This window comes from Companilactobacillus insicii, from assembly GCF_003946015.1.
Taxonomy (GTDB): domain Bacteria; phylum Bacillota; class Bacilli; order Lactobacillales; family Lactobacillaceae; genus Companilactobacillus; species Companilactobacillus insicii.
In genome coordinates this window covers 1-22,127 of record NZ_RHNU01000038.1, presented here as the reverse complement: position 1 = coordinate 22,127, position 22,127 = coordinate 1, and the positions used below count along the sequence as shown (strand labels likewise).

18 protein-coding genes are annotated in these 22,127 nt (G+C 33.6%); 15 read left to right on the top strand and 3 right to left on the bottom strand.

Annotated elements, in window-relative coordinates:
* Positions 1-367 precede the first annotated feature (367 nt).
* The 7 genes from EKM79_RS12285 (at position 368) to EKM79_RS10465 (ending at position 6,941) form a co-directional block, all read left to right on the top strand.
* The gene (locus EKM79_RS12285; protein ID WP_164506076.1) at positions 368-529 is read left to right on the top strand and encodes a DUF5993 family protein; all 162 of its coding nucleotides are present in this window, start codon (positions 368-370) and stop codon (positions 527-529) included.
* A gap of 14 nt (positions 530-543) precedes the next feature.
* A complete protein-coding gene (locus tag EKM79_RS10490; RefSeq protein ID WP_125568554.1) occupies positions 544-1,146 on the top strand; it encodes a disulfide bond formation protein B in 603 nt (200 codons plus the stop codon).
* 210 nt (positions 1,147-1,356) lie between these two features.
* The gene (locus EKM79_RS10485; protein ID WP_164506075.1) at positions 1,357-2,217 is read left to right on the top strand and encodes an ABC transporter substrate-binding protein; all 861 of its coding nucleotides are present in this window, start codon (positions 1,357-1,359) and stop codon (positions 2,215-2,217) included.
* On the top strand, positions 2,186-2,947 hold the full coding sequence (locus tag EKM79_RS10480) for an ABC transporter ATP-binding protein (RefSeq protein WP_125568550.1): 762 nt from the start codon (positions 2,186-2,188) through the stop codon (positions 2,945-2,947). The genes EKM79_RS10485 and EKM79_RS10480 overlap by 32 nt, the downstream gene beginning before the upstream one ends.
* Entirely contained in the window at positions 2,944-3,669 is a 726-nt protein-coding gene (locus EKM79_RS10475; protein ID WP_246005672.1) for an ABC transporter permease, read from the top strand. Before EKM79_RS10480 ends, EKM79_RS10475 begins: the two co-directional genes overlap by 4 nt.
* Before the next feature lie 22 nt (positions 3,670-3,691).
* Complete coding sequence (locus tag EKM79_RS10470) at positions 3,692-4,588, top strand: 1,4-dihydroxy-2-naphthoate polyprenyltransferase (protein ID WP_125568546.1); 897 nt, start codon at positions 3,692-3,694, stop codon at positions 4,586-4,588.
* A 676-nt stretch (positions 4,589-5,264) separates the two neighbouring features.
* Positions 5,265-6,941, top strand: coding sequence for an oleate hydratase (locus tag EKM79_RS10465; RefSeq protein ID WP_125568544.1), 1,677 nt, complete (start codon positions 5,265-5,267; stop codon positions 6,939-6,941).
* A 143-nt stretch (positions 6,942-7,084) separates the two neighbouring features.
* Here EKM79_RS10465 and add read toward each other — a convergent pair whose 3' ends face one another.
* The gene (add, locus tag EKM79_RS10460) at positions 7,085-8,101 is read right to left on the bottom strand and encodes an adenosine deaminase (RefSeq protein WP_125568542.1); all 1,017 of its coding nucleotides are present in this window, start codon (positions 8,099-8,101) and stop codon (positions 7,085-7,087) included.
* A gap of 228 nt (positions 8,102-8,329) precedes the next feature.
* Here add and EKM79_RS10455 point away from each other — a divergent pair, with 228 nt between their 5' ends.
* Positions 8,330-9,667 (top strand): NCS2 family permease, encoded by a 1,338-nt coding sequence (locus EKM79_RS10455; RefSeq protein ID WP_125568540.1) that lies wholly within the window; start codon positions 8,330-8,332, stop codon positions 9,665-9,667.
* A 20-nt stretch (positions 9,668-9,687) separates the two neighbouring features.
* Positions 9,688-11,445 (top strand): adenine deaminase C-terminal domain-containing protein, encoded by a 1,758-nt coding sequence (locus EKM79_RS10450; protein ID WP_125568558.1) that lies wholly within the window; start codon positions 9,688-9,690, stop codon positions 11,443-11,445.
* 19 nt (positions 11,446-11,464) lie between these two features.
* Here the strand turns inward: EKM79_RS10450 and EKM79_RS10445 are convergent, their stop codons facing one another.
* Together EKM79_RS10445 and EKM79_RS10440 are read right to left on the bottom strand one after the other, a co-directional pair.
* A complete protein-coding gene (locus tag EKM79_RS10445; RefSeq protein WP_125568538.1) occupies positions 11,465-12,325 on the bottom strand; it encodes a glycerophosphodiester phosphodiesterase in 861 nt (286 codons plus the stop codon).
* 11 nt (positions 12,326-12,336) lie between these two features.
* Complete coding sequence (locus EKM79_RS10440; protein WP_125568536.1) at positions 12,337-14,868, bottom strand: excinuclease ABC subunit UvrA; 2,532 nt, start codon at positions 14,866-14,868, stop codon at positions 12,337-12,339.
* Between the two features lie 231 nt (positions 14,869-15,099).
* On the opposite strand from EKM79_RS10440, the gene EKM79_RS10435 reads away from it, so the two are divergent.
* From EKM79_RS10435 to EKM79_RS10410, 6 genes are all read left to right on the top strand, one after another.
* Complete coding sequence (locus EKM79_RS10435) at positions 15,100-15,750, top strand: deoxynucleoside kinase (protein WP_125568556.1); 651 nt, start codon at positions 15,100-15,102, stop codon at positions 15,748-15,750.
* A 121-nt stretch (positions 15,751-15,871) separates the two neighbouring features.
* Positions 15,872-16,366, top strand: a complete 495-nt coding sequence (locus EKM79_RS10430) for a QueT transporter family protein (RefSeq protein ID WP_125568535.1) — start codon at positions 15,872-15,874, stop codon at positions 16,364-16,366.
* Between the two features lie 75 nt (positions 16,367-16,441).
* Positions 16,442-17,641: a glycosyltransferase family 4 protein gene (locus tag EKM79_RS10425; protein ID WP_125568533.1), complete on the top strand. Its 1,200-nt coding sequence runs from the start codon at positions 16,442-16,444 to the stop codon at positions 17,639-17,641.
* On the top strand, positions 17,634-18,668 hold the full coding sequence (locus EKM79_RS10420) for a glycosyltransferase family 4 protein (RefSeq protein WP_125568531.1): 1,035 nt from the start codon (positions 17,634-17,636) through the stop codon (positions 18,666-18,668). Before EKM79_RS10425 ends, EKM79_RS10420 begins: the two co-directional genes overlap by 8 nt.
* Positions 18,668-19,678: a lysylphosphatidylglycerol synthase transmembrane domain-containing protein gene (locus EKM79_RS10415; protein ID WP_125568529.1), complete on the top strand. Its 1,011-nt coding sequence runs from the start codon at positions 18,668-18,670 to the stop codon at positions 19,676-19,678. The genes EKM79_RS10420 and EKM79_RS10415 overlap by 1 nt, the downstream gene beginning before the upstream one ends.
* A gap of 41 nt (positions 19,679-19,719) precedes the next feature.
* Positions 19,720-21,783, top strand: a complete 2,064-nt coding sequence (locus EKM79_RS10410; protein WP_125568527.1) for an LTA synthase family protein — start codon at positions 19,720-19,722, stop codon at positions 21,781-21,783.
* Positions 21,784-22,127: the final 344 nt, after the last annotated feature.

The window sequence follows — 22,127 nt, the reverse complement described above, 5'->3', positions numbered from 1 at the left end:
TAGCGGTTGGTAGTTTTTTGTTGGGCCCCTTTAAGGGGCTTTTTGCGTGTGGCAAGCCCTTCTAGGGCTAATAAAAAGCCACCAGCTAAGCTGGTGGATATTTACTATGAAACATGTTTTTTAGTAAAAATTTCACATGTATTGATTTGCCAGGCATTTTAGAAGATATATTCATTTTGTGATTAAAAATTAATAAATTGTGAATTAATGCATATACCGTGCCAAATAAAGGTCAAAATATTAAATTAATTAATAACACAAAAATAATTCTAATTATGGATAGTTTAATTTTTTTTGTAGTTTTACAAATAACTATTTAATTGTTAAGCTTAAATTGATTTTGAATATAGCTTAGGGGGCTTTGAAAATGGACATTATCATTTTATTTATTATGTCATATTTGTTTTATTTACTGACGTTTAAGCATGATACGTCAAAAAAGGTTTTAATAATTTTTACAGTTGTTTTGGTACTTGATATTATCCTATTCAAGTTACATGCAACTAGCCAATTACCAATTAGTTTATAAGGGGGTAGAGATTAATGGATAAAAGCGTAGAACGTAGTAATCAATGGAGTTCAATAGGATTCCTTTTAGCAATTATATTTGTATTTGGATATTCTTTTATGTTAATAGGATCAATTTCAGCACAACTAATAATTCATGATTTGCCATGTCCGTTGTGTGTAATGCAGCGTATGTCAATGGCAATGACAGCGTTTGGACCGGCATTTATTATTGTTGAAACATTAAAAGGTGACATTACAGTTGATAAGTATGCACGGGGGTATGGATTATCGCTAGTTTATTCGATTTTTGGGATGGTTTCTTCCGTTAGACAGTTATTACTTCATATTGCACCTAAAGATCCAGGGTTTGGACCAGCAGTACTTGGAATTCATTTCTATACATGGTCACTTATTACTTTTATAGTTGTAGTTGGTTTTTGTGGCCTTAACTTGATTTTTGCAAAGGATTTAACACCAACACCTGATGTTAAATTTAAGGGATTAGGTAACTTTGCAATAAAGCTAATGTTTGTAATGGTAGTAATTATGTTTATCTTGATGATTTTCCAAGAAGGATTCAATTTCCTATTACCTGGAGATCCAACACATTATCAATTATTTGATCTATTTAAATAATGGTAAATAACGAGATGCATGTTATTAAGTGTATCTCGTTATTTTATTTGAAAAAATAGGGGGAAAAACTGAATATTTGGATATATTCAGAGAAATATTATGAAAATCAGAAAAATATTTTTAGCATTGTTTACAGTATTGTGTGTGATCACAATAGTGGGTTGTAGTCCAAAAAAAAGTGACAGTGCAACAAATAATACCGATAAAAAAATGACAGAAATAAATATAGGCACAATGCCAGCTCCTGATTCAGCACCATTATATATTGCTCAACGTAAGGGTTATTTCAAAGATGAAGGCCTTAATGTGAAGATGACACTGTTTAAGGATGCATTAAAGCGAGATGCTGCTGTTTCAAGTGGTAAATTAGACGGAACTGTTACCGATTTAGTTATGTATACGTCTTATATCAAGGGAAATACGGGATGGAAATTAGGTACATCATTAACTGGAAAATTTGGAATAGTCAGTGCAAATAAAAATATTGATAGTTTTTCAGATCTTCGTGGGAAAACATTAGGGATGATGTCTAATTCTGTTATTAATTATTATTTAGATGAAAATCTTAATAATAATGGAATGACTTTAGCTGATGTTACAGAAAAAAGCATACCGGATATACCAACAAGGCTACAAATGATTGCTCAACATAAAATTGATGCAACCGTAGTACCAGAACCATTTCTTACAATGGCAAGTTCCAAAGGACTCAATGTTTTTGGCGTAAGTAATCCAAAAAAGTTTAGCGCTACTGCGTTAGCATTCAATCGGAAAATATCAAATAATACTAAGTTACAAGCTAAGTTTTATAAAGCTTATAACCGAGCTGTAAAAGATTTAAATAATGGTGATGATGGAACTTATAGAATGGTTTTATCAAAGGATTTGTCTTTACCAAAAGAAGTATCAAAAAACATTGATATGCCGGAGTATCAATATGCGAAGAAAGTTAACCTTAATACGTTTAATAATGTATTGAAATTTACAAAGGAAAATAAAATTTTTACCGAGAAGATTAATCCTGAAAACTATATTATGAATGTCCCAGTTAAAAACAATGCTAAAGGTTAGAAACTTAGAAGTATCATATGGCAATAAAATTGTATTAAAAGATATAAACTTTTCAGTTTCATCAAACGAAATATTAGCTATCATTGGTCCTTCTGGAGCGGGCAAAACAACTCTTATTAAGTCGATAGTTAAACTAATTCCTTTTCATGGGGAAATAGAGTTAAATAATCATGAAATTGATTTGGGTATTACAACCGTATCTTTTGTACCACAGAATTATGGATTATTACCCTGGAAAACAGTGGAACAGAATATATATTTAGCCAGTCGTATAAAAAAGCATAGTCGTTTGAGTAAACATCAGAAAGAAAAAATTCATGAATTGATGAGAGAACTAAAAATTGATAAGCTTTCAAAAAAGTTTCCTAATTTTATCAGTGGAGGTCAAGCTCAAAGAGTAGCATTAGCTCGATCATTATCGATTTCACCAGATTTATTGATCTTCGACGAGGCATTTTCAGCATTAGATCCTGTAGTAAAAAAAACTGCAGAACGATTATTTTTAAATCAGTGGAGAAAAAATCCAACTATTACAATTATGGTGACACATAATTTAGACGAAGCATTGAAATTAAGTACAAAAATCCTTGTTTTAAAGAATAATGGGACGGGAATAATTATGGAGAATCCACTTATTAATAAATTATCTGATGATTATAGTGATGATAAAAACTATTTTGATTGTTTATCTTTCTTACAGAAAGAAGTGGATGATACTTGGGAAAATTGAAAAATACAGTATATTCGTTTCTTGTCATTAATTTAGTTTGGGAACTTATTGCAAAGGTACTTAATTTGAGTGTTCTACCCACGCCAGTCGTGGTATATAAAGAAATTCCAGGATTATTGAAATTAGGAATTGCTTTTCATATTTACGCTAGTTTATATAGAATATTTTGGGGATTAGGAATATCTTCATTAATTGGAATTGTTGTCGGGATTTTGATTGTACGAGTACCTAAATTAGGTAGTTTATTAAACCCCATCGTTTACTTTGTTTATCCTATTCCAAAGGTAGCATTGCTACCGATAGTCATGCTGTTATTTGGTTTGGGTGAAACATCCAAAATAATTATGTTAATAATTGCTGTTTCATTTCAGGTTATAGTCTCAGTTAGAGATCAAGTGAATCAAATACCGGAAGATTATTATCAAACTTTAAAAGTTCTAAATGCAAATTCCTTAGAAATCTTTTTTAATGTAATTTGGCCAGCTTCATTACCAGGAGTGCTATCTGCATTAAGGATTGCATTAGGTACATCGTTCGCAATATTGTTTTTTACGGAGGAATATGGATCCGAATTAGGGATAGGATATTTTATTTTTGATCAATGGCAGAAGATGAATTATCCAGTAATGTATGCTGGTATAGTTGTTGTTAGTATAATAGCTTATGTGCTATTTGAAATTATTAATGTATTAGATGCATACAGTACTAGATGGAATTCTTAGTAAATAAAGGAGGTTTAAAAATATGTCGTTTCCCAATTTTTTAGAGTTAGTGGAAATTAAAACCAAGCTAGCAAGTATATTGCCATTTTTTGTTGGAACACTGTTTGCAGTTGCATACTTTAATAGATTGAATATTGCAAACACAATTATTTTTTTTGTTGCTATGTTGATTTTTGATATGACCACTACAGCAATTAATAATTTGATGGATTTTAGAAAAGCAAAAAGTAAAAAATATAAAGAAAATACTAATGTAATCGGTCGTGAAAGTATTAGCCCCCAACTTGTAACTATATTGATATTGACAATGTTATTAATTTCTAGTGCTTTAGGTATATGGTTGGTAATAAGGACGGGAATAGAGTTACTTTACATGGGAGTCGCTTGTTTCGTAATTGGTATTTTTTATACATATGGTCCGTTGCCTTTATCTAGGTTACCTTTAGGGGAATTTTTTTCAGGTGTTACGATGGGGTTGGGTATTCCGTTTATAGCAATTTATGTTAATGTCCCTAACTCATTAATTAATAGACAAGCATTTTTGACAATTTTTTTGGTTTGTGTGATTCCTATTGCAACGATTGCAAATATTATGTTGGCTAATAATCTTTCTGATTTTAAACAAGATATTCAGAATGAAAGAAAAACTTTGCCTATTGTAATTGGTAAAAGTGCTGGATTAGTTATTTATCGAGTATTGGCTATCATGGGATATATAACAGTTATATTAGCTGTATTAACGAGGCTGATTGATTGGAGAATATTATTTGTTTTATTATCCATACCATTGGTAATAAAAAATACAAGAAAGTTTGTTGATAAGCAGGATAAAAAGGTGACTTTCCCTACTGCAATAAAAAATTTAGTTGCTGAAAATATTAGTCTCATTATTGGATTAATAATTATTTGTATTAGATGATAAATCCATTCTTGCTCATAATTATGGTTGATTTAATCTTTTTAATTGTATTATCAGAGATTTTGTATAAGTTATTAATCTATGTAAAGGTACTTCTTTTTGATTATAATTAAGTGTTTAAAGCTCTGAAATAAACTTTAGACCTTTATGCTTTAGTCATTATGGATATAAAAGTAGATGATACTCCGGTTATCACATTGTTTATCAAAACAAAGAGTAAACTAGCTGTAAGGAGTAGGAAAATTAGGGGCGCTGTGGAGGTGGTGTTAGGTCGGCGGTTTTCTAGCCTTACACCACGGGACGTATTTTGAAATTCGTGTACTTTGCGAAGTTCGAAATCGAGACTTGAGACTGTCTTTTGGCTCGGGTCGGTCCCCATAGCGGCCTGATTTTTATACTCCTGGAGTCGACATATTACCACTTCCAAAGCATATTTTGCTTTCAACTTTTATTATCCTGATCAGGTAAACAAAAAAATTTGGAAGTTCTTTTACCTGTTTATATTAAAGCTATACATTCAATATTAGTTTATTTCGCTTTTTATTTATTCAATTATCAATAAATATATTATATTTTTATCAACTTTTAGCTATATTATTTAGAAAGCCTTTACATTCGTTCGCAAACTAGCTATATTTAGGTTGTAGGGAGTAACAATTTGAACGGAGGTCATAATATGACAAGGAAAGCTTATATGATTGGTACAGGTATTGGTAATTTAGCTGCTGGTATTTACTTGATTCGTGATGGCGGATTTAAGGGTGACCAAATCACTATGATGGGTCTTGAAAAACATGGTGCTAATGATGGTGCTGCTGTTTCAGAATATGAGAACGAATATAGTAATCAAGCTTTGTCTAATAACAAGGGATTTTTGGCCAAGGGTGGCCGTATGCTCAATGAGGAAACATTTGAGAATCTTTGGGATGTATTACGTTCGGTTCCTTCATTAGACAATCCGGGTCAAACAGTTACAGATGATATTCTTAATTTTGACCATGCACATCCGACACATGACGTTGGTCGTTTGATTGATCACAATGGTCCACGTGTTAAGAATAATAAAGATAATTATAGACACATGCAATTTAATAACAAAGATAGAATGTTATTGACTAAGTTAATGATGATGCCAGAAAAGGATGAAGAAAGATTAAACAATGTAAGCATAGCTGAATACTTTGCAAGCAGTCCTCATTTCTTTACGACTAACTTCTGGTACATGTGGCAAACAACCTTTGCTTTTAAGCGTGCAAGTTCAGCTGTTGAGTTGCGTCGTTATATGAATCGTATGATTCTGGAATTTACACGTATCAATACATTGGAAGGTGTTACAAGATCACCATACAATCAATATGAGAGTATTATTTTACCAATGCGTAAGTATTTGGAAGACCGTGGCGTAACATTTATTAATAATCGCAAGGTTACAGATTTGGAATTCAAAGATACGCCATTGCAAGATGATATTATCGTCACAGGCTTGAAGTATGAAGAAGTAGATAACGATAATAAAGAAGGTCATTTAGATATTGATGAGAATGATTTAGTATTTGATACTAATGGTTCAATTACTGATAGTTCATCAATTGGAGATTTCAATACTGCTATTACTGAGAAAGAAGAGTACGCTCCGAGTGCTGAACTTTGGAAGAAAGCAGCAGAGAAGTTCTATTCATTAGGTAATCCTGATAAGTTCTTCGGTGATCGCACACAAAGTGAATGGTTGAGTTTCACCGTTACAACTAATAATCATTATTTGCTCAATGAGATTTCAAGAATTACGGAACAAGAACCAGGTAATGCGTTGAATACTTGGATTGATAGTACACCACTGATGTCATTGGTTATTCATCATCAGCCACACTTTAAAGCACAAAAGCCAAATGAATCAACATTCTGGGGCTATTTCATGTACCCACGTCGTAATGGTGATTATGTACAAAAACCAGTTATTGAAATGACAGGTAAAGAGATGCTTCAAGAGTTACTAGGACACTTAGCTGAAGTGGATCCAAGTAAAGATAATATTAAGAATCATACACAGGAAATTATGGACAGTATTGTTAATGTTATTCCAGTATATCTTCCATATGCTAGTGCTATGTTCAATCAAAGAGCTGTTGGAGATCGTCCAGATGTCGTTCCAAAGCATAGTAAGAATTTGGCATTCATTAGCCAATTTTGTGAACAACCATTTGATATGGTATTTACAGAGCAATACTCATTTAGAGCAGCGCAAAGAGCGGTTTATACTTTGTTAGGGATTCCTTTAACAGAAATGACGCCTATGCATCATTATGAAAAGGATCCAAAAGTTATGGCTAGAGCTGCCAAAACGATGTTCAGATAGAATCAAACAGAGTGTGGTAAAACACGTTTAACTTCTGAGTATAATCTAAAACACCCTCGTATTTACGTAAGTAAATGCGGGGGTGTTTTGTTTGTAGTTAAACGGAAGAAGTTGTGTCATAACTTCTTTTACTGCAATCATACTTAGAATTTTTCTACAAAATCATCTATTTCTTTTAAGTAAGTCTCTTTTTGGAAGTCACTGATCCAAGATGTTTCGAAAGAATTTTTAGCAAATATTACTAATTGTTCCGCTGTTAAATTGTACTTTTCAGCAATGGCTTCATAGTTATCACCAATGTATCCGCCAAAATATGCTGGATCGTCTGAATTAATTGATACTTTAACACCTTGCTTCATTAATTCAACTACTTCTTTTCCCTTCATATCATTAGTAACGAATCCATTGGAAAGTGGACAACTTGTAAGTCCTAATTGTTTTTGATTTACCCAATCAACTAAATCTTGATTTTCAACAATGTTAGTACCGTGATCTAGTCTTTCAACTTCAATTATTTCCAAGGCTTGTTTAATGTGTTCAATTGAATCCACTTGATCAATGTCAGCGTGCATTGTTTTATGATAACCTTGCGCGGTTGCAATACTATATGGTTGTGCAAATTTTAATGGAGGATTGTGATGTTCATCTGAATCTAATCCCACTCCGAGAATCATGTCACGGTAAGGTTTTGCCATTTCTAGTACTTCATTAGCAAATTGTGCAGGCATATCACGTAAGAAACACATGATTAATTGTGCATCAATATTGATAGATTTAGCATCGATACAAGCACGATGGTATCCATTAATGAATGTACTGAATGAGATACCGCGTGTTAAATGTGCTTGAGGATCAAAAAACATTTCTACGTGGCGCACGCCATTTTGTCTAGCACGCTTTAAGTATTCCATTGCTAATTCATAAAAGTCATCCTCGGTTTGTAAAACATTCATTCCTGGATAATAGACCGCTAAAAATGAAGCAAGTGAATCGTAGTCATAAGATTTACGTACATCTTCAATGGTAGTTTGACCAATGTCGATGCCGTTTTTTTGCGCTAATTTTAATTTCAATTCAGGTTCAAGAGTCCCTTCTAAATGTAAATGAAGTTCGGCTTTTGGTAATCCATCAATGAATTCTCTCGTAATTTTTTTAGGCAACAAGGTAATTAGCTCCTTAATCTATATTGTTTTTATATTGTTAAGAATAACAAGGATAAAATTATTAATCAACCGTTTAAAACATAAAAATATTTGTAAAATACGAACAATAGAAAAATATTTATAAAAATCAATCGTATTTTACTTGATATTATTATATAAATTTGAGATACTTCTTTTGTAAACGAGTGCGATATTCGCATTTAATTCAAAAGGAGATTAAATAAAATGGATACATCAATGAACCAAAAGAGTTTTATCGAGAAGTTATTCCATCTTCAAGAGAATGGAACAACGGTAAGACGTGAAGTTTTAGCCGGATTAACAACCTTTGTTTCTATGGCGTATATATTATTCGTCAACCCTCAAGTATTAGGGGATGCAGGGATGAACAAGGGTGCAGTTTTCACTGCAACTGCATTATCAGCAATTTTGGGTTCGGTATTAATGGCACTATTAGCAAATTATCCAATCGCAATTGCACCTGGACTTGGTGACAATGCATTCTTTACATATTCAGTTGTTTTGGCCATGGGTATTCCTTGGCAAACAGCAATGGCCGGTGTATTTATTTCTAGTATTCTGTTTTTGATTCTTTCATTAGTTAAATTACGTGAGGTTGTTATTGATGCAATTCCACACGATTTGAAATTAGCAATGGCAGCAGGTATTGGTATTTTTATTGCTTTCGTTGGATTTCAAGGTGGTGGACTAATCACGGGTAGTAAATCTACATTAGTTGAAATGGGATCATTAACAGTGCCTACTACTTGGCTAACTATTTTTGGTTTAGTTGTAACTGCCGCATTGATGGCGAAGAAAGTTCCCGGTTCAATCTTTATTGGTATGGTTTTGACTACAATCTTAGGATTAGTAACTAAGTTAATTCCATTACCAAGTCATATTATTTCTACTATTCCAAGTATGAAACCAACATTTGGTGTTGGAGTGGCTCACTTAGGTGATATTAGTCAACCACAATTGTGGTCCGTCGTTCTTATATTCTTGCTAGTTGCATTCTTTGATACAGCTGGTACTTTGATCGGATTAGCAGCACAAGCCGGATTTATGAAGGATGATAAAATGCCTCGTATTGGTGGTGCGTTGATGGCCGATTCAATCTCAATGTTAGGTGGGGCAGTTATGGGGACAACTCCAACAGCAGCTTATGTTGAATCTAGTGCTGGTATTGCGATCGGTGGTCGTACAGGATTAACTTCGATGGTCGTTGGAATTTTGTTTGGACTTGCAATGTTCTTCTCACCATTATTAACAGTTGTAACCTCTAATGTAACGGCACCAGTATTAATCATCGTTGGTATTTTGATGGCACAGTCAATGAAAGAAATTGATTGGGGCAAATTTGAGATTGCTATGCCAGCTTTTCTAACAATTGTTGGTATGCCACTTACTTATAATATTTCTTATGGTATTGCATTCGGTTTCTTAGCTTATCCACTAACTATGCTTGCTGCAGGTAGAAGAAAAGAAATCAATCCAATTATGTATATCTTGTTCGTAGTATTTATTGTTTTACTTTATACAATTAATATTTTACCTAAATAGGAGGTACTATTTTGTTAGATATGGATAACTTCAAGAATTTAATCAAAGCCGGAGCAGCTGACATTCCAGCTGATTTAGTAATCAAGAATGGTCGCTTAGTCAATGTATCAACTAAAGAAATTTATCCAACTCAAGTCGCTATTTATAAGGATAAAATTGTTGCGGTGGATGATGATGTTTCAGATTACGTTGGTGAATCCACTAAAATTATTGACGCTGATGGCAAATATTTAGTACCCGGTATGATTGACGGACATATTCATGTGGAATGCAGTAAATTAAGCATGACAAGTTTTGCACAAGCTGTAGTTCCCCATGGTACAACAAGTATTGTTTCGGGGTTAGATGAATATATATCAGTTATTGGCTTGGAAGGTCTAAAGGAAATATTTAATGAAATTGATAAATCTGATTTGAGATTATTCTGGGGTGCACCATTTAAAACTCCTTATACGATTCCACAATCGACTATCGCTGAAAATATTGATTCGGATATGCAAAAGGAACTTTTAAAACAATCTAATGTTTATGGAGTCTGGGAAACAGTTCGTGAAGATATTCAAGAATTAGATGAAGATACCTTAAAGACTATGCTATATGCCAAGGATGCTCATAAACCCGTTTGGGGTTGTTCACCGATGGCAACTGGTAAAAAGCTTAATCAATATTTGATGAGTGGTGTTCGTGTAGATCATGAAAGTTATGATCATGAAGAATTACTGGAAAAAGCTCGTAAGGGTATGAATGTTGTAGTAAGAGAATCATCAGTTACACATTTCTTAAAAGAAAATATTCGTGCAATTACTGAGAATGCGGCAGATGTATCACGTCATGTGAGTTTTTGTACAGACGATGTTACTGCAACTGATATTGCTGAGCTGGGACACTTAGACCACGTTGTACGCTTGGCAATTGAAGCTGGCGTTCCACCTATTACTGCTATTCAAATGGCTACTATCAATTCAGCTGAAGCATATCGAATTGATGATCAAGTTGGTATGATTGCTCCCAATCGTGATGCTGATATTTTATTTGTTGCTGATCTTGATAAATTTGAAATTTCTGAAGTTATTTCCAAAGGTAAGGTGGTAGAGCAGCACAGTGCTCCTGCTATTGAATATTCTGAAAACATTATGAATTCTGTTAAGGCAGACAAGTTATCGCCTTCTGATTTTGCATATAATGTTGATATTGAAAATGGAATTGCTAATGTTGAAACGATTAAGAGTGTTGGTCCATTTGTACGAAAGAGACGTGACGTTGAATTAGAGGTTAAAAATCATCAAATACAAGTTGATCCATCTAAGGATGTTGCACTGGTATCAGTAATTGAGAGATTTGGTATTAATGGAAATAAATCATTAGGATTTACATCCGGATGGGGATTAAAGTCAGGAGCTATGGCTTCGACAGCGGCACCAGATGATAATAATTTGATTGTTATGGGTGTTGATGCTGAAGATATGGCATTTGCCGCAAATGAATTAATTACCCGAGGTGGGGGACAAATTGTAGTTAAGAATCAACAGGTTATGAGTTTCTTACCATTGCCAATTGCAGGAATTGTTTCTGAAGCGACTCCAGAAGAAGTTGTTGAGCAAGAAAAAAGTATACTTAAGGCAGCTAGAGATTTAGGTAGTAAGGTTGACGATCCAATGTTTTACATGACATTTCTACCGATTACAGCTATTCCAGATTTGGCAATTACAGATCTTGGTCCAACTGATTGTATTGCTTTGAAATTATTTGATCCTATTTTAAGCATTAAAAAAAGCTAGCCAAGTGGCTAGCTTTTTGTCATTTCCATTTGTGTATTAATTTATTAGTTTCCTTAGTGTTGTTGGTAAATACACTATCAAATTTGTAATGTTTTAAGGCGTTGTAATTATCGTTGTAAGTATCTAAAGTCCAAGCATTGGTTTTGAACCCATTGCTGTGGGCTTTTTTAATTAGCTTTTTTGTCCATTGATTTTGGTCAATAGATATAAAAGTGATATACCTTGGAGCGTTGTCAATTTCCTCCGTGTATTGTCTTTCGGTTACTGAATCCAATAACCATAAGATGGGAATGTCTTTTTGAGCTTTTTTACTATGAAATTCTTTAATACCAGGAATACTTGAGTCTTGCATTATGATGTTGTTGTTCATCTTATATTTATTTAATAGTTTTGCTAGTGCTTTTTCAGTATCAGTATTATCACCAGCACCTTTTTTGGTTTCTATAATATAATGAACATTATTTTTGTATTCTTTGAATATATCGCTAAGTTTATGAAGCTTCTCGCCATTAGCTAATTTTACTTTTGAAAGTTTATTAGTTGTAGAATCGGATATTTTAATGTTTTTTCCAGTTGTACGTTTCAAATTATTATCGTGAGAAACGTATAAGTTACCATCTTTACTTAACCAGACATCTTGTTCAATGTATTGGCTGCCATCTTTAATAGCTGTGTTATATCCAGCAAATGAATGTTCAGGTTGATTATATGGGCTGCCTCGGTGTGAGAATACTAGTGGAGAATCGGGTTCTGCGTGATTAACGCTAGTTTCTATTGACGTTAAGTTTTTGGCTTTCGTTGAAGCGTTGACTGTAGTGTTAGTCACGTTTAATCCAATAAAAGCCGCGATTAAGCTAGTAATAATAGTTAGTTTTTTCATATTATATTCCCTTAAATGTTAAATAATTTCATATGTTCTTTAAGATAGTGTCCAGTGATACTATCAGTCGAGTCACATATATCTTTAGGAGTTCCACTGGCTATAATTTGACCACCATTGATCCCACCTTCAGGACCAAGATCATTAATGTAGTCAGCATTGGCAATTATGTCTAAGTCGTGTTCGATAACTATAACTGTAGCGTGATTATCTATCAATTTGTTCAATACATTTATTAATACTGATACGTCCTTAGGATGGAGTCCTACACTTGGCTCATCAAAAACGAACAGTTGATTTTTTTGGCTATGCTTCATATAGGTAACTAATTTGAGTCTTTGAGCTTCACCACCAGATAGAGTAGGTGTGCTTTCACCCAATTCCAAATAACTGAGTCCAATTTCGTTAAGGGTGTCAAGAGTACTTTCAATGTTGTGCTCTTCTTTAAAGAATACATTTGCTTCTGTTATTGACATGTTTAGTATTTCGGCAATATTTTTTCCGTGCCAAGTTATGTTTAAGATATCAGGGTTGTAACGATTACCGTTACAGACGGGGCATGTTTCTACCATGTCAGGTAAGTATTGAATATCCAAAGTAATCACACCTGTTCCACCGCAGTTAGGGCAGGCTCCTTCCTTGTTGTTATAAGAGAAGTAACTTGCACTGTACTTTTTAGCCTTAGCTTGGTCGGTTGCGGCAAATAACTTACGAACTTTGTCCAGAATTTTGGTATATGTTGCGACTGTTGAACGCACATTTTTACCAATTGGCGTTGAATCTACAGTCAACACATTTTTAATACCATTCGTATCAAGTGATTTAACAAATTTAGGAATAGGTTCACCGTTTAATTTGTCTTCTAGTGCATTAATAAAACTATCAAAAACCAACGTTGTTTTACCTGAACCAGACATCCCGGAAACAACATTTAATGATTCTTTACTAAATTTGGCTTTCATATTGTGGATATTGAATCTGTCACCTATTTCGATATTAATTGTACCTTTTGTGAATGGTTTAGTCTGAGTGTGTTGAATAATATTAGCTTTTCCAGTTAGATAAGGTTCAATTACCGACTTAGAATTGCTTTTTATTTCGTCGACTGTTCCCTTTGAGATAACCTGACCACCGTTAGCTCCTGAAGATGGACCTATTTCAATCACGTAATCTGCTGCAGCAATGATACTTGTATCGTGATCGACAACAATTAACGAATTACCCAATTTTACTAATTCATGTAATATTTTTATTAATCCGGTAACATTAGCTGGGTGCAGTCCAACGCTTGGTTCATCAAGTACGTAAAGGACTCCCGTCATTTGATTTCGAATCGTTCGAGCTAATTGAATTCGTTGCAGTTCACCTGTTGATAAAGTATTTCCCGCACGTGTAAGAGTTAAATAATTTAATCCTAAATCATCGATTGGTTGTAGTAGTTCAAGTAATTCGTTTGTTAGATTCTTGCCTAATTGTTGCATATCAGATGGCAACCAATTCATAATTTTTGAACAGAATTCCTGCAATTGGTTAATACTCAATTGACATACTTGAGCAATATTCTTACCTATTAATTCATTGCTAAATAGCTTTGGATCAAATCTACTTCCTAGACAATTAGGACATTCTGTTACGGAATAAAATCTTCCTAAGCGTTTAAGAGTATTTTCATTCTTTGTACTGTTCAAGCTGTGTTTAACTGCATCGATAGCATTTTCGTACAAAGCATTGAGCTTGAAAGATTTACCAGTTGATGTTGGGATGATTACTTCTTTTTTGACGCCTTTGCCATTGATGACGATGTCTTTTTCTTTATCGGTCAATTCTTCAAAGGGAACATCAACTCTAACGCCCAGTTCTTGAACGACTTCTATTTGTAGAGAGCGACCAGGAAGTCGCCATGATTTTACGGCACCTTCGGCAATTGTTAATGCTTTATCAGGAATTATTTTGTCTAGTTCAATAGTTTTTAAAAAACCTGTTCCTTGGCAAGTGGGACAAGCACCAGTGGAATTAAAAGCAAAGTCTTCAGCACCAAATGCCATAAAGTGTACATGACATACAGGACACGTTAGGACTCCCATATTTTCGTCCGAAGTAGGTAAATCCATTACTTGAGATATTTTCAAAGTTGGATCTAGACGGTGTCCATTAGGACATTTTACGGAAGCTAATCTGGAGAACATTAACCTTAGGATATTTAAGCTTTCAGTCATTGTTCCAACCGTTGAACGAACGCCAGGGACTACTGGTCGTTGCCTCAAGGCAATAGTTGAAGGTAAGTTCTTGATGTCTTTGACATTGGATTGCCCCATTTGAGTGATACGTCTTCTAGTATAAGTCGATAATGCATTGAGATATTTTCTTGCTCCCTCAGAGTAAATCGTATCCATAGCCAGAGATGATTTACCTGATCCGGAAACACCTGTTATGGCAACAAAAGAATTCAATGGAATATCAATATTTAGATTTTTTAGGTTGTTAGCATTGGCACCTCGAACTTCGATATTATCTGGAATATAGTTTCTATGTCTAATTGCCATTATTAACTCCTCTCTTTTTGCATTAATATTCTAACATTGATGACAATTATATTGTGAAATTGGAATTTTTAATAAATATAAAGCCTGATGCATCAAGGACTATACATGTGAAACCACTACCATATATGGTTGATATTTATATTTGTATACAATATCTAGTCGTGAAGTGGTATTATAGTGAATGTTGATTTTTTACAGATTATTTAATGAATTGGTTGGAGGATAATAATGATGATCGTATTGAGCGGCACTATTGGAGCCGGTAAAAGTTCATTGGCAACTATTTTGTCAAAACATTTAGGAACAGAGGCATTTTACGAACAAGTAGATAACAATCCTGTGTTACCACTTTTTTATGCTGATCCTAAGAAATATGCATTTCTATTACAAATTTACTTTTTAAATAAGCGTTTTGAGTCTATTAAACAAGCCATGGTAGATGATAATAATGTTTTGGACCGTTCAATTTACGAAGATTCATTGTTCTTTCATATGAATGCTGATATGGGACGAGCTACACCGCAAGAAGTTAAAGTCTACGATGAATTGCTAGACAATATGATGCAAGAATTACCATATGCTGCTGCTAAAAAGGCTCCAGATCTACTAGTTCATATTGATATTTCATATGATACTATGATTAAACGTATCGAAAAACGTGGTCGTGATTATGAACAACCAGAACAAGACCCATCATTAGTAGAGTATTACCATAATCTACTTGGTCGTTATGATGGTTGGTATGATGACTATGATTACAGTCCTAAGATGAAGATTGACGGGGACAAATATGACTTCGTTGAAAATCCGGATGATTTACAAAAAGTATTAGATCAGATTGATACTGAATTGGCAAAACACAGAGTTACAGCAAACAATTAATTTAAAAAGAGGCCGAAAGGCTTCTTTTTTAGTTTGATGTCTGTGTCAAAATACGTTAATCTATTTAAGACAGTTTTTCTGGTAACCTGTCCAAAATAAAAACAGTGGGGGATTTTTTTCAATGAATAAATTAAAGACTAGGGATATAACTCAACTAGCAATTATCGCTGCTTTGTATGTGGCAGTGACTGTTGCTCCTGGATTGTCCGCATTTTCATATGGACCAGTTCAGTTTAGAGTTTCTGAAATCCTGATGTTGTTACCATTCTTTAATCATAAGTATAGTTGGTCGTTAATAATTGGATGCTTTATTGCTAATATTTTTAGTGCATCGCTTGGTGCTTATGATTTATTGTTTGGTACTTTGGCTACAGCGACAGCCTGCTATTTAATAACACGTATTCCAGCTAAGATGAGCTTAATTTGGACCGTTCCAGTTATTTGTGCCGTTGTTAATGGAATTATAGTTGGTGCAGAACTTCATTTAGTACTGAAGATTCCATTTTGGATCAATGCAGGATCCGTTGCATTAGGTGAAGTTGTAGTAGTTGCTATTGGAGCCGCAGTTTTTTATTTCTTAATGAAGAATCGCAATTTCAGTAAATTAATTAATTAAGACTGTAAAGGGGGAAGTGATTCCTCCTTTTTTTTGTTATAATCATCATTATAAAGATTGTGAGGAGATGTTTTTATGAATATCGGAATTTTTACCGATACATACTTCCCTCAAGTTAGTGGAGTAGCTACATCGATCCAGACATTAAAGAACGATTTGGAACGGAAAGGGAATTCAGTTTATATTTTTACAACAACTGATCCTAATGTTTCTAAAAAAACAATTGAACCTAATATTTTTCGTGTAGGTAGTGTTCCATTCATATCATTTACAGACAGAAGGATCGCAATTAGGGGCATGTTCCATGCAGTTGAACTTGCTAAAGAATTGAAGTTGGATATTGTTCATACTCAAACTGAGTTTTCGATGGGATTAATGGGTAAGTTTGTGGCAAAGCAATTAAAGATACCTTTTGTTCATACTTATCACACAATGTACGAGGATTATTTGCATTATGTTTTGAATGGTCATCTGTTGAAGCCATATCACGTAAAGCAAATGTCGAGAATGTTTTTAAAGAACGCTTCAGGAGTTGTTGCTCCTAGTAAGCAGGTTAAATCTACATTAGATCGTTATGAAATAAATGCACCAATTTCAATTATTCCTACTGGGGTAGATTTGTCAGAGTACACCAAACCAGTTAATGCATCTGATATACGAGAGAAATTGGGTATTTCAGATGATACACCAGTAATACTGATGTTGAGTCGTATTGCATTAGAGAAAAAAATTGATCATATGCTTAGATCCATGCCTGAATTATTGAAATACAATCCGGATATCATGTTAGTTATTGTTGGTGATGGTCCAGATATGGATGAGTTAGTTCAGATGTCTAAGGATTTAGGTATTAGCAATAATGTTATTTTTACTGGGGAAGTTGAGCACGATAAAATCTCACCATATTATCATATGGCGAATATTTTTGTGTCCTCTAGTGATACAGAATCTCAAGGTTTAACTTATATAGAGGCAATTGCATCAGGACTAAAGATTGTTGTTAGAAGTGCACCATATACTGATCAGCTTTTGACAGATCCGTCAGTTGGTGTAACATTCTCACAAGATGGTCAATTAGTACCTAGAATCATTGCATATCTCGATCACCCAAATTCTTTTGATGATCGTGATGCAAGACAAAAGATTCTTTATAATATTTCATCTGATAATTTTGGTAATTCTATTTTAGATTTTTATCATCGTTCAGAGGAATATTTCGTCAGAGAAGAATTGTCAGATTCATCAATAGATCCAGAGGAGTATTCGAATGATTAAAATAACAATGTTTTCATCAGCAGATAAAGTGGCGGGTCAAGGTGTCGGTAGTGCCTATAAAGAGCTAATAAACTTGCTGAAAGAACGTTTTAGTGACAAGTTCGATATTAAAATAAACAATTATGGTCGTAGTGATTTAAGTCATTATCATACAATTGATCCACAGTTCTATCTTTCAACCTTCTCAAAAAAGAGAGGACGTAAGATAGGCTATGTCCATTTTTTGCCAGAAACACTTGAAGGCAGTATAAATTTACCGGAACCAGCTAAATCTGTTTTTTATAAATATGTTATTAGCTTTTATAAGAGAATGGATCAAATAGTTGTTGTTAATCCAACCTTTATTGATAAATTGGTAAATCATGGTCTTGATCGTAAAAAAATCAAGTACATTCCTAATTTTGTCTCTACTGATAATTTTTATGAAAAATCAGATGCGGAAAAGAAAGCTTTTCGCAAGAAGATTGGTGTACCAGAAGATAAGTTTATTGTTTTCGGTGATGGACAGGTTCAAGAGCGTAAAGGAATAGATGATTTTTATAAATTAGCAAAAGGTAATCCTGATATTCAGTTTATCTGGGCTGGTGGCTTTTCATTCGGCAAAATAACAGATGGTTATGATCGTTACAAAGATATGATTGATAATGCACCTAAAAATATGAAATTTACCGGAATAGTTGATAGGAATGAATTAGTAGATTATTACAATGCATGTGATCTGTTCTTGCTACCATCATATGATGAATTGTTCCCTATGTCTGTTCTAGAAGCATTTGCATGTGGTGCACCAGTTTTATTAAGAGATCTCGATTTGTATCGTGCTATAATCTATGGATATTATCAGCCTGCTAGAAATTATTCTGATATGAATGATTTCATTAACAAGGCAGCAACTGATCGTAGTATTTTGGACGCATTTAAGAAAAAATCTAAAGAAGCAACACAACAATATTCAGAAGATAATTTAAGTAAGATTTGGTATGACTTTTATACCGATCAATATAAAATTGCTAAACGGGATAAATAATGAGTAGAAAAAATATAGTTGCGCTATTTGTAATGCTTGGGCTTGGAATGAGTATATTCTGGTGGGAAGCTAGAAAAATTGATTTTAAGTCATTAGTTACAACTTTTCAAAGCCTGAATTATGGTTGGTTAGTTGTAGCCTTGCTATCGATACTTCTATCTTATGGAGTTGAAGCATTAGTATTACATACCTTATTAAAGAAAAAGGAAGATCGTAAATTTGGATGGTGGGAAATGTATCGTATACCACTCATTCAAGCCTTGTTTAATGCTATAACGCCATTTTCTTCCGGTGGTCAGCCTGCACAATTGGTGGGATTGATGCAATCAAAGATAGATCCTGGTAGAGCCAGCTCGGTTTTATTAATGAAATTTGTTATTTATCAAGCAATGGTATTAGTGAATTTTATTATTGCAATGGCGGTAAGTTTTAAGAGTGTAGCACAACACTTTTCAGGACTTGCCACTTTAATTGTGTTTGGAATGGTTATTCATTTAGTTACTATTTCATTTTTATTGATGATCATGTACTATTACGATTTTACTAAGAAAATGGTTCAAGTAATCCTTAAACCAATTTTGTTTTTTCTTAAAGAAGAGAAACGTGATAGAATTCTGAAGTCAACTATTGAAAGTATCGATAGTTTCTATAATGAAAGTTTAGTTTTGAAGCGAGAAAAGAAAAAAGTTTTCAAAGCCTCATTATTAACAATTGTGCAACTATTCTTATATTATTTTGTAGTGTACTTTGTGCTATTAGCATTAAATTGTGATCATGTAAATATCGTTGATGTTTTAGTGATGCACATAATGATTGTAATGATCACATCTATTTTCCCAATACCTGGAGGTTCAGGTGGAGCAGAATTTAGTTTCAAAACACTGTTTGCGGGATTTATTCCATCACCTTCTGGATTGGTCCTAGGAATGTTTTTATGGAGATTTATTACATATTATTTGGGGATGTTTTTGGGGATTATTGCGGTTTCAAAGAAGCCCAAAATTAAATGAGACATCGTAAAAGTTGTTAGTAAATCTATGGAGCGTAAATAATGAAGCGTATTGTCAAAAGTATTTCTAATTTTTTAAACACTAGGCTGGGATTCGTAATCTTGGCTGTACTTTTATATACTATTAAGACTGTATATGCATATGAAAATAAATTTAACTTAGGTGTAAAGGGATCGATTCAAACATTTTTGATGATAATTAATCCTATACCTATAATGTTATTGTTATTTGGTATTGCTTTGTATATGAAAGGTAGAAAATCATACATATTCTTATTAATAGTAGATTTCTTAGACACTGTATGGTTATTCTCCAATATTTTGTATTATCGTGAGTTTTCAGATTTCTTAACGATGGTTTTGATTAAGGGATCGGGGTCAGTTTCTAATAATTTAGGTAAGAGTATCTTGGGAATTGTTAAACCAACTGACTTTTTGGTTTTTCTAGATGTATTAATATTAATTCTTTTACTAGCATTCCATGTAATTAGAATGGATGTTAAACGATTAAACTGGAGAATTCCTGTTTTAATTAGTTCTTTGGCTGTTTTACTGTTTGGTGCCAATCTAACATTAGCCGAGAGTGACCGTTCACAGTTACTTACTAGAACATTTGATAATAACTATATTGTTAAGTATTTAGGACTTAATGTATTCAATATTTATGATGTAGTTAAAACTTCTCAAACCAACGCTGTTAAGGCACAATCCAAGAGTTCAGATTTGGATTCAATTGAGAAGTATATGAAGAATAACTATGTAACGCCTAATGTTGAATATACTGGAGTTGCAAAAGGAAAAAATGTCTTTATTATTCATTTGGAGAGTTTGCAACAATTCATGATTGATTTCAAATGGGATGGAGAAGAGGTTACTCCTAATTTGAATAAACTTTATCATGAAGACGATACGTTAAGCTTTGACAACTTCTTTAATCAAGTTGGGCAAGGTAAAACTGCCGATGCTGAGTTGATGCTTGAGAACTCATTATTTGGGTTACCTGAAGGATCTGCAATGGTTACTGATGGTACGACTAATACATTCCAGGCAGCACCCGCTATTTTGGATCAACATGGTTATTCAACCGCATCATTCCATGGGGATGTTCCAAGTTTCTGGAATCGTGATAATGCCTACAAATCATGGGGATATGACTACTTCTTTAGTTCAGATTATTACAAGATTAAGAAGAACTATGAAGTCGGTTATGGTATGAAAGATAAGATATTTTTGAGGGATTCTGCCAAGTATATCGAACAATTACCACAACCGTTTTATGCAAAACTTATTACTGTAACTAATCACTATCCATATACGTTGGATAAGAAGAACCAGAGTATATCTAAAACTGACACTGGCGATAAGACCGTTGATGGATATGTACAAACTGCTAGATACTTAGATGAATCTATCGGTGAGTTTATGAACTGGCTGAAAGAAACAGGACTAGATAAGAATAGTATGCTCGTACTCTATGGAGACCATTATGGTATTTCTGATAATCATAAGAAGGCTATGGCCAAGTTAACAGGAATTAAAGGATTTAATGACTTTGATAACGCACAATATCAACGTGTTCCATTTATGATTCATATGGATGGATTAAAGGGTGGAATAAACCATACTTATGGTGGTGAGATTGATGTTCTACCAACATTACTTAACTTGTTAGGTATAAGTGACAAGAATATGATTCAGTTTGGTAGTGACTTGCTATCTAAGGATCATTCTCAAGTTGTAGCGTTTAGAAATGGTGATTTTGTGACGCCAGAGGTAACAAAGGTAGGTGGAACCTACTACAATACTAAGACTGGCAAGGCTGATAAGAAGATATCTGCTGCTGAAAAGGCAAAGCTATCTAATAGGGTCACTACAGAATTATCACTTTCTGACCGTGTTATTAATGGAGATCTGTTAAGATTCCATAAATTGCCAGGATTCACCAAAGTGAATAAGAAGGATTATTCTTATAAGAAAAGTACAGCTCTAAAGAAATTAAAAGAGGCTAGATCTAAGAATGGAACTAGCTTGTTGGCTCAAAATGATAATAAATCCATGGTAGATCTATATACTACTGATGCACCTGAACTGAGTGATAATAAATAAGTAGTAACTTTGATACCAAAGACACAAAGTCTTTGGTATTTTTTTATCTAGACAATTAAGGGTAAAACGTAGTAATATTAGTGGGTAATCACCAATACCAATTTAGATGTATAAATTAATTGAATTTTTTTTACAAAAACACTTGCATACAACAATTCTAATTGGTAAGATATTACCTGTTGTTGCGATAGAGCAACGGCGACAACGGCTTGAGAGCTTCCGGCTCGATAGTCATTGAAAAATTATTTTAAAAAGTTCTTGACATCGTGTTTTGAACTTGATAAACTAATTAAGTCGCTTGTTAAGAAGTTCACTTCTTAACAGCTAGTAGACCTTTGAAAACT